This is a genomic window from Epilithonimonas hominis, from assembly GCF_003730015.1.
In the GTDB taxonomy this organism is placed as follows: domain Bacteria; phylum Bacteroidota; class Bacteroidia; order Flavobacteriales; family Weeksellaceae; genus Epilithonimonas; species Epilithonimonas hominis.
Window position 1 is genome coordinate 43006 of sequence record NZ_RJTU01000055.1, and the last position, 13600, is coordinate 56605.

General features: G+C 36.6%; 15 protein-coding genes and 5 tRNA genes. 5 read left to right on the forward strand and 15 right to left on the reverse strand.

All coding sequences use genetic code 11. The features are described 5' to 3' along the window. Nucleotides 1-207: 207 nt before the first annotated feature. Nucleotides 208-615, reverse strand: a complete 408-nt coding sequence (locus EGH73_RS07980; protein WP_123281402.1) for an alpha/beta hydrolase-fold protein — start codon at nt 613-615, stop codon at nt 208-210. A gap of 83 nt (nt 616-698) precedes the next feature. Between EGH73_RS07980 and EGH73_RS07985 the strand changes: the two genes are divergently transcribed. Continuing rightward, the gene (locus tag EGH73_RS07985) at nt 699-911 is read left to right on the forward strand and encodes a helix-turn-helix domain-containing protein (RefSeq protein ID WP_123281403.1); all 213 of its coding nucleotides are present in this window, start codon (nt 699-701) and stop codon (nt 909-911) included. Nucleotides 912-961: 50 nt separating this feature from the next. On the opposite strand, the gene nusG is transcribed toward EGH73_RS07985, so the two are convergent. The 4 genes from nusG to tuf form a co-directional block, all read right to left on the reverse strand. Next, nucleotides 962-1504 carry a transcription termination/antitermination protein NusG gene (gene nusG / locus EGH73_RS07990; RefSeq protein WP_089769833.1) on the reverse strand — a complete coding sequence of 181 codons (543 nt, stop codon included), beginning with the start codon at nt 1502-1504 and terminating at the stop codon, nt 962-964. 17 nt (nt 1505-1521) lie between these two features. After that, on the reverse strand, nt 1522-1728 hold the full coding sequence (gene secE, locus EGH73_RS07995; protein ID WP_089769835.1) for a preprotein translocase subunit SecE: 207 nt from the start codon (nt 1726-1728) through the stop codon (nt 1522-1524). A 12-nt stretch (nt 1729-1740) separates the two neighbouring features. Beyond that, a tRNA-Trp gene (locus EGH73_RS08000) sits at nt 1741-1811 on the reverse strand. A gap of 52 nt (nt 1812-1863) precedes the next feature. Continuing rightward, nucleotides 1864-3075, reverse strand: coding sequence for an elongation factor Tu (gene tuf / locus EGH73_RS08005; RefSeq protein ID WP_089769837.1), 1212 nt, complete (start codon nt 3073-3075; stop codon nt 1864-1866). A 240-nt stretch (nt 3076-3315) separates the two neighbouring features. Between tuf and EGH73_RS08010 the strand changes: the two genes are divergently transcribed. After that, entirely contained in the window at nt 3316-4881 is a 1566-nt protein-coding gene (locus tag EGH73_RS08010; protein WP_123281404.1) for a DUF4394 domain-containing protein, read from the forward strand. 119 nt (nt 4882-5000) lie between these two features. Here EGH73_RS08010 and EGH73_RS08015 read toward each other — a convergent pair. The 10 genes from EGH73_RS08015 to EGH73_RS08060 all read right to left on the reverse strand — a co-directional run bounded on the left by EGH73_RS08015 (nt 5001) and on the right by EGH73_RS08060 (nt 10937). Then, nucleotides 5001-5072, reverse strand: a tRNA-Thr gene (locus EGH73_RS08015). A gap of 41 nt (nt 5073-5113) precedes the next feature. After that, nucleotides 5114-5186: transfer RNA gene (locus EGH73_RS08020), tRNA-Gly, on the reverse strand. Nucleotides 5187-5269: 83 nt separating this feature from the next. Continuing rightward, a tRNA-Tyr gene (locus EGH73_RS08025) sits at nt 5270-5350 on the reverse strand. A 17-nt stretch (nt 5351-5367) separates the two neighbouring features. Continuing rightward, nucleotides 5368-5441 (reverse strand) — tRNA-Thr (locus tag EGH73_RS08030). 119 nt (nt 5442-5560) lie between these two features. After that, nucleotides 5561-5851: a ribosome hibernation-promoting factor, HPF/YfiA family gene (gene hpf, locus EGH73_RS08035; protein ID WP_089769841.1), complete on the reverse strand. Its 291-nt coding sequence runs from the start codon at nt 5849-5851 to the stop codon at nt 5561-5563. Between the two features lie 54 nt (nt 5852-5905). Beyond that, nucleotides 5906-6799, reverse strand: a complete 894-nt coding sequence (locus EGH73_RS08040) for a tyrosine-type recombinase/integrase (protein ID WP_089769843.1) — start codon at nt 6797-6799, stop codon at nt 5906-5908. Between the two features lie 76 nt (nt 6800-6875). Then, nucleotides 6876-7073: a 30S ribosomal protein S21 gene (gene rpsU / locus EGH73_RS08045; RefSeq protein ID WP_089769845.1), complete on the reverse strand. Its 198-nt coding sequence runs from the start codon at nt 7071-7073 to the stop codon at nt 6876-6878. A gap of 568 nt (nt 7074-7641) precedes the next feature. Then, entirely contained in the window at nt 7642-8625 is a 984-nt protein-coding gene (locus EGH73_RS08050) for a pyruvate dehydrogenase complex E1 component subunit beta (RefSeq protein WP_123281405.1), read from the reverse strand. Nucleotides 8626-8733: 108 nt separating this feature from the next. Continuing rightward, on the reverse strand, nt 8734-9153 hold the full coding sequence (locus EGH73_RS08055) for a DUF2147 domain-containing protein (protein WP_123281406.1): 420 nt from the start codon (nt 9151-9153) through the stop codon (nt 8734-8736). 155 nt (nt 9154-9308) lie between these two features. Further along, the gene (locus EGH73_RS08060) at nt 9309-10937 is read right to left on the reverse strand and encodes an ArnT family glycosyltransferase (RefSeq protein ID WP_089769850.1); all 1629 of its coding nucleotides are present in this window, start codon (nt 10935-10937) and stop codon (nt 9309-9311) included. A 69-nt stretch (nt 10938-11006) separates the two neighbouring features. Here EGH73_RS08060 and EGH73_RS08065 point away from each other — a divergent pair, with 69 nt between their 5' ends. From EGH73_RS08065 to EGH73_RS08075, 3 genes are read left to right on the forward strand one after another with little or no spacing between them, the layout of a single operon-like run. Next, complete coding sequence (locus tag EGH73_RS08065; RefSeq protein ID WP_089769879.1) at nt 11007-11960, forward strand: glycosyltransferase family 2 protein; 954 nt, start codon at nt 11007-11009, stop codon at nt 11958-11960. Next, nucleotides 11941-12810, forward strand: a complete 870-nt coding sequence (locus EGH73_RS08070) for a lysylphosphatidylglycerol synthase transmembrane domain-containing protein (protein ID WP_123281407.1) — start codon at nt 11941-11943, stop codon at nt 12808-12810. The genes EGH73_RS08065 and EGH73_RS08070 overlap by 20 nt, the downstream gene beginning before the upstream one ends. Further along, nucleotides 12807-13550 (forward strand): CDP-alcohol phosphatidyltransferase family protein, encoded by a 744-nt coding sequence (locus tag EGH73_RS08075; protein WP_089769854.1) that lies wholly within the window; start codon nt 12807-12809, stop codon nt 13548-13550. Before EGH73_RS08070 ends, EGH73_RS08075 begins: the two co-directional genes overlap by 4 nt. The last annotated feature ends 50 nt before the right edge of the window (nt 13551-13600 follow it).

Genomic DNA, 13600 nt, shown 5'->3' on the forward strand with positions numbered 1-13600 from the left:
AATTTGAATAATTAATGAGTTTGGAAGCATTTATTATTCAGCAGGTTATCCATTCTCACATTAGAAAACCCACTTTTCGGTTTGCAAAAGTATTAATATTTTTTGAATCTGCAAACAGAAATTATATATTTATTGTAAATTAGTAAAAAATAAGTACTTGTATTATAGTGCAATACAACCACTCAAAAAATTTGATTTAAGTTAATTTCATTTTTGCCAAAGCAGGAAATTATACAAACTTCTATGCCAAGTTAACCATTCGTGATATGTTTCTGGAGATATGTAAGATTTCAATGGAATCTTTCTCTCCCTGAATTCTTTTTCTAAAATAGTTTTAAAATTAATAAAACGCTCATTCTCAAGACTCCCAATACTTAAGAAAAATTTTTGTTTACTAAAATTCTCTGTTTTTATTTTAGCGAACTTATCTTCTATTACATTACTGTATAGCACAGGACTAAACATCTCAACTTTTGAAAACACTTCTGGATAATCTGTCCCAATTTTGAAAGCTTGATAGCTGCCTTTTGACAAACCTGCGATGCTTTTTTTGCAAGAAAAAATTCTTTTTCTAATTCTGGTAAAACTTGATTTATCAATTCTTTTTCTATTAATGTAATCTCAGACAAAGTCTCATCTTCTAAATTTTTGTAAGAAATCTCGCTCTTTATATCATCAGAATAGTCTTACCTTGCGCAATGATACTTTTCAAAAAAACAATGAAAATCACTTTTACAGATTTTCTCAATCAATACAGAATTGAAAAAGCTTGTCATCATATTCTACAAGGTAAAAGTGTATCAGAAAGCTGTTATAGTACTGGATATAATAATATTTCTTATTTCAATAGAGCTTTCAAAAAATATGTTGGCGAAACACCTACTGAATTTAATAATGAGATGATAAAATAGAAAAACACCTAAGAAAATTCTTAGGTGTTTTTTATATTTTGTAAAAGTAATTACACTTTTTCTACTTGCATAAAGCTCAATTCCATCGGTGTTTTTCTTCCGAAGATAAGAACAGAAACTTCGATTTTCTTTTTGTCTTCAAGAATCTTTTCGATAGTTCCATTGAAACCGTTGAAAGGTCCGTCCACAACTTTTACATTTTCACCAACAGTAAAAGGGATTTCTACATCTGTAGCAAACTCGGAAAGCTCATCCATCCTTCCAAGCATTCTGTTAACCTCAGATTTTCTCATTGGAACAGGATCACCTCCTTTTGTCAGACTAAGGAAAGAAATCACACCTGGAATATTTTTAATCACGTGAGGTACTTCACCAATCAGATTCGCTTCTACCATAAGATAACCAGGATAATATGGTTTCTCTTTCGGAACTTTTTTACCGTTTCTGATTTGGATTACTTTTTCCATAGGAATAACTACTTGAGTAACATAAGAATCCATACCTAATCTGTGGATCTCGTTCTCAATATAGTTCTTAACCTTATTTTCCTGTCCGCTAATAGCTTTCAGCACATACCATTTCATATCGCTCATATGGAAAGTAATTTGGATTAGTTGAATAGATTAATAAACGTCGCAATAAAATTCTTGATAGTTACACTAAATAAAGAATCTACTCCAAATGTAAATAAAGCAAGAAGTACAGTCGCAATAGCTACAACAATTGTAGAAGACTGCAGATCTGGCCATTTAGGCCATTCTACCTTATCTTTAAATTCTGTATAAGAACCTTTTAAAAAACTAATTAATGAGCTCATATTTTATTTTTGCACGGGCACAAGGATTCGAACCCTGATCAACGGTTTTGGAGACCGGTATCCTACCATTGGACGATGCCCGTAGATTAAAAAGTTCCGAAAGCTTCCTTCCGGAACTTTTTATATTTGATTAAATTAGTCTAGGATTTCAGTTACCTGACCAGAACCAACTGTTCTACCACCTTCTCTAATTGCAAATCTAAGACCTACGTTAAGAGCGATTGGCTGAATTAGTTCTACAGTAATCTCCAAGTTATCACCTGGCATTACCATCTCAACTCCTTCTGGCAAGAAGATCTCACCTGTAACGTCAGTTGTTCTTACGTAGAACTGAGGACGGTACTTGTTGTGGAATGGAGTGTGACGTCCACCTTCTTCCTTAGAAAGGATATAAACAGATGCTTTGAATTTTTTGTGTGGTTTCACAGAATCTTTCTTAGCGATAACCATACCTCTCTTGATGTCAGTTTTTTCAATACCTCTCAACAATAGACCTACGTTATCACCAGCTTCACCTCTGTCTAAGATTTTTCTGAACATCTCAACTCCTGTAATAGTAGAAGTCAATTTCTCATCACCCATACCAACGATATCAACTGGATCTCCAGTGTTGATAACACCAGCCTCGATTCTACCAGTTGCTACAGTACCTCTACCAGTAATAGAGAATACATCTTCGATTGGCATCAAGAAAGGCTTATCAGTATCTCTTGGTGGTTGCTCGATCCAGTTATCAACAGCGTCCATCAATTCTTCAACTGATTTAAACCACTTATCATCAGAGTTTGCAGGAGATGCAGTAGCAGCAGTAAGAGCTCCTAGTGCAGAACCTTGGATTACTGGAGAGTTATCACCATCGAAATCATAAGTAGACAATAAGTCTCTCAATTCCATTTCTACTAGCTCTAACAATTCTGGATCATCTACCATATCCACTTTGTTCATGAAAACAACGATTCTAGGTACATTTACCTGACGGCAAAGTAGGATGTGCTCTCTAGTTTGTGGCATTGGACCATCTGTAGCAGCACATACAACGATAGCACCGTCCATCTGAGCAGCACCCGTTACCATGTTCTTTACATAATCCGCGTGACCTGGACAGTCAACGTGAGCATAGTGTCTTTTTTCAGTTTCGTACTCGATGTGAGCAGTATTGATAGTAATACCTCTTTCTTTTTCTTCTGGAGCAGAGTCAATAGCAGAGAAATCTTTCTTCTCAGCAAGACCTTTGCTAGCCAATACAGCAGAAATAGCTGCAGTAAGTGTTGTTTTACCATGGTCAACGTGACCAATAGTACCAATGTTCAAGTGTGGTTTGTTACGATTAAACGTTTCCTTTGCCATGATTTTAATATTTATTTATTAACTATTGTTTTTTTCGGTCTGCAAATATAACGATTTTTTGGATATTAAAAATTATTTTATAAAAAAAATAAAATTCTTATATCCAATATATCAAATACAGATCAACCTGTTTATTCTTAGGATTTGCAAATTTAAGGAAAATTTTGGATAAATAAAAGATTGTAAATCCAAGATTGATTTTATCTCGTAGATGTAATTATCAACTATAAAAATAATCTTATGAAAAAACATTTCAGACTTTATTCGCTGGCATTAGTGCTGATGACTGCATTAGCCTGCAACGATGATGACACAATGATGGAAAACCCTATTGAAGATAATCCCGCAGTCGGTCCAAATCTTATGGCTTACGGATTGACAGAGTCCAATGAATTAGTATCATTCAATGCAAATAGTCCAGGCACATTTAGTTCAAAGACATCCATCAGCAACATTCCATCTGGTGAGAGATTACTGAGTATTGACTTCCGTCCTGCTACTGGTGAACTATATGCATTGTCCAATGCCAGTAAGTTTTACATTGTGAATACCGCTTCCGGCACAGCAAGAGCAGTCGGTAACAATGCCTTTTCACCTGCAATCTCGGGAACTATTGCTTCAATTGATTTTAATCCTACTGTGGACAGGATAAGACTCGTTACTAACATTGGTCAAAATCTGAGACTGAATCCAGAAACCGGATCTGTCGCCGCAACGGACGGTAGTGTTGCAACCACTTCATCTATCACAGGAATTGCTTATACTAATAGCAAATCAGGTGCAACTACTACAACACTTTACGACATCGATGTTACAGCTGGGAAACTATTCAAGCAAGACCCTCCTAATAATGGAACCTTAGTTGAGGTAGGAAGTCTAGGCGTTTCAGTGTCTGGCCAAGTGGCTTTTGACATCAATCCTGACAATTCCACAGCTCTCGTTGCCGCTACTACAGAATCTAAAAATAATCTCTACACCATTGATCTTAATACGGGCAAAGCCACCAACATTGGTGGTCTGACACAAAAAATTATTGATTTGGCTATCCCTACTAACCCAGTAGCTTATGCCGTCGATAATTCCAATGCCCTTCAGATTTTTGACCCAAACAAGCCAGAACCTGTTTCTAAAGCAATAACAGGACTACAAAATAATGAAAGTATTCTTGGTATAGACTTTAAACCTGTTAATGGCCAATTGTACGCTCTTGGAAGCAGCAGCAGAATCTACACCATCAATCTGGGCACAGGTGCTGCAACTCAGGTAGGATCTGGAACGCTTTCCACACCGCTAATGGGAACTGATTTTGGTTTTGATTTCAACCCGACTGTTGACAGAATACGTGTGGTGAGCAACACAGGCCAGAATCTTCGTCTCAATCCAAATGACGGCGCTGTTGTAGCTGTGGATATGAATCTAAGTCCCGGGATGCCGATGATAGGCGCTGTTGTAGCTGTGGATATGAATCTAAGTCCCGGGATGCCGATGATAGGCGCCGCAGCCTACACAGATAATTTTGCGGGAACCACTAGTACTTCACTATTTGTAATTGACCACAATACTGACAAATTATATTTTCAAAATCCACCAAATGATGGAATACTCGTAGAGAGAGGTTCATTAGGGATTGATATTACATCTTCCAACGGTTTTGATATTGGCAGTAGAAGCCAGAAAGCTTATCTTCTAGCCACTGTAGGCAATGAAACGAAAATTTTCACTGCCAGTACAACTACTGGTTCAGCTACTATGATGGCCAACTATCCTAATGCGGTAAAAGGCTTTGCTGTAGGATTAGGATTCTAGCTAATTAAGAGAATAAAAAAAAATAAGCCTCAGACAAAAATCTGTCTGGGGCTTTCTTATGCTTTACAATAGTTAATAAAATGTTTAATAAAAAAATCCTGAATTGCTTCAGGACTTTGAGCCAACTACGGGACTTGAACCCGTGACCTCTTCCTTACCAAGGAAGCACTCTACCGCTGAGCTAAGTCGGCGTAAAAAAAAATCACATTCCGTAAGGTTTGTGATTTTTTTGAGCGGAAGACGGGGGTCGAACCCGCGACATTCAGCTTGGAAGGCTGACGCTCTACCAACTGAGCTACTTCCGCATTTTGTTTCCAAAAGGTTGGTAAACGAGATTGCAAATTTAAAAATACTTTTTGAATCTGCAAATAATTTATATTAAAAAAAGTGGGGAGAGCAGGATTCGAACCTACGTAGCCGAAGCAGCTGAGTTACAGTCAGCCCCATTTGACCGCTCTGGTATCTCCCCGATACTTTTTATAATAGAGCCTCCAGAGGGATTCGAACCCACGACCCCGAGATTACAAATCACGTGCTCTGGCCAACTGAGCTATGGAGGCAAATAGATTTCAAAAGAACTATCTTTCTGCGCTGCGGTTACTTCCGTTTTGCGAGTGCAAATATGAGACACTTTTTTGAAACCTACAAATATTTTTATAAAAAAATTTCAATTATTTTTCTATGCCAACTCTTTTTTCTTGATTAACAGTTTCTTAGCTGTATCAACACTTTCATCCAAACTTTCCTCAAAACTGGCACCAGTCTTCTTAACGACTATATCATTCCCTGGAATCTTCACTACGAGTTCTATGGTTTTATTGTTTTTATCGGACGTGTTTTCTACTTTAAGATACACTGCAGCCTCAACTATTTTATCATAAAATGTTTCTAGTTTGCTCAATTTTTTTTCAATTCTTTCTTTCAACGGTTCGTGAGGTGTAACACCTACAGTCTGAATTGTAATTTTCATAATGCGTAATTTAAATGGTTAAACAATTAAAAAATGTAGAAATTATTCCATATACTATTGTTTTTTGTCTGGTGTCTTCATTCTAGGATGAGCGTTTTTATAAACTTTCTTCAGTTCCTCTATATTGGCGCTTGTATAAACCTGCGTACTTGCCAGGCTAGAATGTCCCATTATTTTCTGAACCTTGGAGATCTCTGCCCCACCATTCAAGACATGCGTTGCAAAAGTATGTCTGAGAATATGCGGACTTCTTTTCTGCTTAGAAGTGACTTTACTAAAGTACTTATTAACTACCAAATAAACAAACTTTTCACCTAGTTTTTTACCTTTTTTGTTAACGAAAAAATATTTCTGATTTTCTGTGTCCGGCATTCTAACATCAAGATATGCTTTCATATCTGCCATCAAATCATCAGATACTGGGATAACTCTTGCTTTATTTCCTTTACCTATGACAAAAATTTCTTTTTTGGAAAAGTCCACATTTGAGTACAGAAGATTACAAAGCTCCGATTTACGGATTCCGGTCTGGTAAAGTGTTTCTATGATAAGTTTTTCGAGAAGTGTTATTTGCCCTTTATCTTCTACTTGGGTTTTTATAGATTCCATTTCGTCTTCGGAAAAAGGAATGCGTTTCTCTGCATAGAATTTTAATGAATCAATCGTTTCCATCGGTGATACTCTGATCTCGCCCAATCTGAGCATAAACATATAAAAACTACGTAATGATGATAGTTTTCGGTTAATGCTTCGTTTGCTTATTCCTGAACGGCTGAGTTCCGCAATAAAATTTTTAATTACTTTTTTGTGAATGTGAACAACATCATCTGACGATTCTGTTTTCAAAACGAAATTTGAAAAATCGGATAAATCTTTTTTGTAGTTGGTAACGGTATGAGGAGAATATCTTTTTTCTACTTCTATATAATCCAGGAAACGTTCTATCATATGTATACAAATGCAAAATCACTTCCAAATATAGAAATTCGGAAGTGATTCTTATTATGTTTTGCTAAAAAGAACCTTAAGCTTGTTCTTCTTTGCTCAAGTTTCTTTGCTTGTGAGCTGCTTTTAATTTCGCTTGTCTGAAAGTTACAGAAGGCTTGATGAATTGCTGTCTAGCTCTAAGCTCTTTTACAACTCTTGTTTTGTCAAATTTTCTTTTGTACTTTTTTAAAGCTCTGTCGATAGACTCTCCGTCTTTTACTGGAATTATTAACATATTTTACATCTCATTTTGAAGTGCAAAAATAGTAATTATTTATTAAAATGCAAATTTTAAAAGAGAATTTCAGAGAAATTTTTTAATTCATCTTTGAACAGATAATAAATGCATAGAATTTTCTAAACATTAGAAAAAGCCTTTAAGTTTTCGTAAACGTGATTGTGCTCAGAAAAAGGATTATTAAAATTAACGATATTTTGTTGAAACTTCGGAAGAATGACAAATTATAATATATACTTATTCTTTTGCTTAATATTTGGGAAGCTTCCATTCATAAAAGTTGGCATAATATCCACAATTCGACAAACTCAGGGACACAGCTCGAATACTAACCGCAATTCTTTAACATTGTCAGGTTCAGAATGTAGAAACTGTTATAAGTGAAAGAGATAGGTCTATTCTATTATTATGCAAATGTTGTTGGGTTGACAAAGCCCTAGCCCCGATAGGAACGGCATCCTTTTCCTTTTTTTGCTAAAAAAGAAAAAGATATAGTGGATAGCGGGATTAAGCTTCAAAAAATTTCTAAAAAAAAACTCCCGAATTCGTTCGGGAGTTTTTAGTTTTATGCTTTGATATACATTGCATTTTTGATTTCTTCTTTTACTTTTTCCAACTTCGGGAACCACGCTTCAAATAATGGTGCTGAATACGGCGCAGGTGCGTCTGGCGTAGTGATTCTTTTGATTGGCGCATCCAGATAATCGAATGCTTTCTGCTGCACCATATAAGTGATCTCTGATGCTACAGAAGCAAATGGCCAAGCTTCTTCCAGAATTACCAGTCTGTTGGTTTTCTTCACAGATTCCAGCACTGTATCATAATCCAATGGGCGAACGGTTCTCAAGTCGATTACTTCTACAGAGATCCCTTCTTTTTCCAGATCTGCGGCTGCCTGAAGTGCAAGTTTCATAATCTTGCCGAAAGAAACCAAAGTAACATCTTTACCTTCTTTCTTGATATCGGCCTTCCCGATTGGGATGTAATATTCTTCTTCTGGGATTTCCATTTTGTCTCCATACATCTGCTCAGATTCCATAAAGATCACTGGATCATTATCCTGGATTGCTGTTTTCAGAAGTCCTTTTGCATCGTATGGATTGGAAGGCACTACTACTTTCAGTCCAGGGCAGTTGGCATACCAGCTTTCGAAAGCCTGAGAGTGTGTTGCTCCCAACTGACCGGCAGAAGCTGTTGGCCCACGGAAAACCGCAGGGCAGTTCCACTGACCGCCACTCATCTGATAGATTTTTGCAGCATTATTAATAATCTGATCAATAGCCACCATCGAGAAGTTGAATGTCATAAACTCTACTATCGGACGGTTACCATTCATTGCAGCTCCCACAGCAATACCTGTAAAACCAAGTTCGGCAATTGGTGCGTCTATGATTCTTTTCGGACCGAATTCGTCCAGCATTCCTTTGGAAGCTTTGTAAGCACCGTTATATTCTGCAACTTCCTCTCCTACAAGAAATATGGATTCGTCTTTGCGCATTTCCTCACTCATAGCCTGAGCGATCACTTCACGAAATGTATATTCTTTCATTTTGAAACTGTTCTTTTAAAATTGAAGTACAAAAGTATTAATTTTTTTATTATTCGCATAACAAAAAAGGCTTCCGAATGGAAGCCTGTAATTTATCATTAAATTAGATTAATCAACTTTTTGCCAAGTCTGGGTTCTACCGATAATAGAAATCCCCATATAACCTCTTACATTCAGTTTATCTCCGTCTCTGGTAATGGTACATTTATAAGATTTTCCGTTCTTCGGATCTGTAATTGAGCCTCCTGTGAACTCAGCCCCATCTTTTTTCAGTCCGCGGATGATTTCCATGCCTACCAGTGGCTTATTTTTCCTGTCATCTTTGCATTCAATACAGTTTGCGTGTTCTGACTTTATCAAAACTTGTGAGATTTTCCCATAATATTTACCATCCGCTTTTTTCCAAATTTCTACGATGGATTTTGCTTTTCCGCTTTCGTCATCAATTGTTTTCCATTTTCCTTCGATCTGTGCAAACGAAAGAACACCGATGAATGATAAGGCAAATGCTAATAATACTTTGTTCATTGTCTTTTATTTTAAGTTGTTTTGTTTTTGATAAGAAATCGCTGTTAACGTTAAATTAACATTGATAAAAATATAAATTAATTTTAAACAAACAAACATTTTTATTATCCGAAGCATAAATAATCATCATTTCCGGACATTTTCAAAATTAAACATCACAAAATTTGTATCAGATAATACGTTTCGAGCTGAGCGTTTCTTGTTTTGGGATTCAGGAATTTAAGCGATAATCTTGTGACCGGATAATAATCCCAGGCAACAACAACCCGATACTGCCTGCTGAGCTGATTCATAAAACTCTCATGGACGACCACATAATCATCTTTTTTCAGATCATCCGGCGAAACCCTGGGAATATTCTTCTGAAGATAGAAATCAAAAGACCAGGCATCTGCTCCCGGCAACATTACTATCTTTTCTTCATCAATTTTATTTTTTCTTACATAATCTGCCAAACAAATCCCGGATTCGTAATTATTAATAAGAACCGGATAGAACTGTGTGTTAAGAAAAATATTCACGCTTATCATCAATAATAAAGAAGCAACAACATACTTGCGAAAAATATTTTCTTTTCTGAGAACCTGATAGATCAGAAACAGAAACAAAATCCCGCATAAGCCAAACATCCAAACATTATTGATCCCCGTAAAATAATAGCTCAATAACCCGACAACGATCATACTTCCGGCAATCACGACCAATTGAATAATCCATAAAACCTTGATTTTCATTTTCTGATTTTCCCGGAAAATTTTGAATAAATAAGCGGCTGTGAAAATGGACAGAACCGCGATCAATCCGTTAAGATAATGCGGAAGCTTGAATTTGGAAGCAGAAAATAAAAGCATTACCAGCCAAAATCCGCCTAATGTCAGAAATTCGTTGCCTTCTGTCTTTCTGAATTTATTTTTAATAAAAAAATAAGAACGGTCAAAAACACCAACATAAAAAGCCAGCGAAAACGGCAGAAAAACCCAAAGCAATGTATGAAAAAAGAATAAATAATCCGGGCTTGTCTCTTCAAAACCGCTTGCTGTAAGACGATTGAAGCTTTGATTGAACAAAATGAACCTCAAGCCTTCTTCTCCAAACTGATGGTAATATGCAAATAAAACCGGAGCAATTCCTATAATAAAAGATAACAGGCCCAAAAATAATTTCCAGTTAAAAAAGCGTTTCCATTCCCTGGAATAAAGCAAATAAGAAAAAATACAGAACCCTATAATAACGATCGCCATTTGTCCTTTCGAGGAAAATGCAAAAGCAGCACCCAAGCCGCCCAAAACAATGCTAACTAAGCTTTGCTTTTTGATAAATCTCACAAGCTGCCAGACCGAAAAGATAATAAATCCTGTAAGAACCGCATCCGTCCTGACATCATGAGCTGACAGAATAATGGTTTGCGCAGACAGGAAAATCAATGAAGACAGATATCCGAAATTTTGATTTTCGTAAAGCAGATCCGTTAATTTTTTGGTAGAAAAAGCACCGAGAAAAATGCATAGCAGCGCCGGGATCCTGTATGCCACATGATTGATCCCAAATAATTTCATAGACATTGCAGCCAGCCAAAAATGCATGTGAGGCTTGTCGAGATAAGGCTCCTGCCATTTATAAATATTGAGAAAATCATTGTTGAGCGCCATTCTCATCGCCATTGTGGCGTGCTGCGCAGAATCGTTTTCCATCAAAGGAACAAACAATCCCGAAATATAAACCGCAAGAAATCCGGCATATAAAAATAAAATCTGGCGTGTCGTAAGCAATTGATTCTGGGACATTGGAAAAGCGGAGTTTTTAGTATTTTTGCAAAAGTTTGCAATGCAAATATAACAATTCAAAACAATCCTATGGATCAAAATAAATTTTATTCTTTGGTAATCCCGATGTTTAACGAAGAAGGAAACGCAGGACTTCTGATCGACAAAATCCGGAATGCGATGACCGGTTTCCGATACGAGCTGATTCTGATCGATGATGCTTCTTCTGACGGAACAGTGAAAGAAATCAAAGAAAAAAATGATCCGAATGTTGTTTTGATTGAGCTGAAAAAAAATTATGGGCAAAGCTCTGCAATGATGGCCGGTTTCGATTATGCTTCCGGCGATTATGTGATAACGCTGGATGGCGATCTGCAGAATGACCCAACTGACATCCCGGCAATGGTAGAGCTTTTGGAAAACGGAAATTATGACCTTGTTGTTGGCAAAAGGCAGAAAAGAAAAGACTCCAGCATACGGACGATTCCTTCCAAAATTGCCAATTTCATCATCAAAAAAACCACGAAGCTTAACATCTCCGACCAGGGCTGCGCACTGAAAGTCTTCACAAAAGATACCGCAAAAGAACTTAATCTCTATGGCGAAAACCACCGCTTCATCAGTCTGATGGCGCATCTGAACGGTGCAAAGATCGCAGAAATGCCGGTAAAGCATCACGCAAGGCAGTTTGGGGTTTCAAAATATGGGATGAACCGGACCTTCAAAGTGATCAATGACCTGCTGCTGGTTCTGTTCAATCAGAAATACCTTTCCAAACCGATCTATCTTTTCGGGAACATTGGACTGATAACTTTCTCTATCGGTGTTTTGATCAATATCTATCTGCTGATCGTCAAAATATTAGGCTATGATATCGGCGGCCGGCCGCTTTTGATTCTGGGCGTTCTTTTGATTTTCATCGGGATCCAGTTTTTCACAACGGGAATTATTATCGATATGCTGATGAAAACTTATTACGAATCCCAGGACAAACGGCCTTTCAACATCAGAAACATTACAGATTTTGGAAAAACAAAGGCTTAGAAAAATCACAATCAATATCGCGAAGATATTGATAAGCATTGCTCTTCTGGTTCTGGTTTTCAGAAAAATACCGTTTCGAGAGGTCGCCGGATTATGGAAAAATGTGAATATCCTGTATCTTTTTTCTGCAGCAATTTTCTTCCTTGCTTCTCAAATTATTTCGGTCAAAAGGTTAGAGCTCTATCTTCATATTTGTAATTTTAAGTTGAGTTTTTGGAGCAATCTTGAGCTGTATTTTCTGGGAATGTTCTACAATTTTTTCATTCCAGGCGGCATCGGCGGCGATGCTTATAAGATCTATCTTCTTAACAAAAAATTCGGTTGGAATGTAAAAAAGCTGACTTCTACCATTTTCAACGACCGGCTTAGCGGGCTTTTGGCAATCTGTGTATTAGCGCTGACTTTGTTAATTCCGCTGTTTGGGATCAAATTTTCGCCCTTGATTTTAATCTTAATTCTTGCAGGGATCTTCATCACTTTTTTTGCTACGAAAAAATTATTTTCAGACTTCCGGGGAGTTTTCTTCAGGACATTTTTTATTTCGTTGATTATTCAGTGTTTGCAGGTTATCTGTTTTGTTTTGCTGCTGAAAAGCCTGGGATTACAATCCGATTTCCTGATTTACGGCATTGTTTTTCTTTGCAGCTCTGTTCTCAGCCTCATTTCTTTTTCCGGGATCGGAGTCCGCGAAATATTGTTTTTGCAGGCCTCAAAATATTTTCATTTTTATCCGCAGATTTCGGTTTCCGCATCATTGCTTTTCACAGTTATTACTGCATTTTTTTCAGTTTTTGGTGTGATATTCCAATTAAGAAAACTAAATTTGACACTTTCTGACTCACAAGAATGACAACTTTCTTCAAAAATAATCTTGCAAATATTCTGACACTCGGCAATCTTTTTTCCGGCTGCGTTGGGATCATACACTTAATAAATGGCGATTATCAGGCGACAGCATTTTGTATTATCATTTCGCTTGTTCTGGATTTTTTCGACGGTTTTATTGCAAGAGCGATGAACTCCAGCAGTAATCTTGGTGGACAATTGGATTCATTGGCAGATATGGTGAGCTTTGGATTTTTGCCAGGCGTGGTGATGATGAAAATGCTTGAACCTTTTGGCAACCAATTTTTCGGAGTCCAATTACCTTTTGAAATCAAATATTTTGGATTTCTGATTACACTTTTCTCTTGTTTGAGATTAGCGATTTTCAATTTGGATGATGATCAAAAATATTATTTCAAAGGTCTGAATACGCCAAGTAACACGATTTTAATTTTCGGGCTTTACTATACTTTTTTTGTTTTTGGCGAGAAAAGCTCGGAAACGTCCAAAATTCTAAGACTGATTTTTGAGTACAGTGATTTGATTTTAATTTCCATAACTCTACTAAGTTCCTGGCTATTAATTTCTCCGATCAAAATGATTGCAATGAAATTCAAATCAAAACAACTGAGAGACAACTATCCAAAACTGGCTTTATTGATTGGTGGAATCTTGATTTTGTTAATTTTCAAAACAATCGGTATTCCGTTAGTCATTATATATTACATTTTGATTTCACTGATATTTCAAAAACAACTTAAATAATTATAAATAATGAATGATAAATTATTAATGATTTAATTAGTCATTCAAAA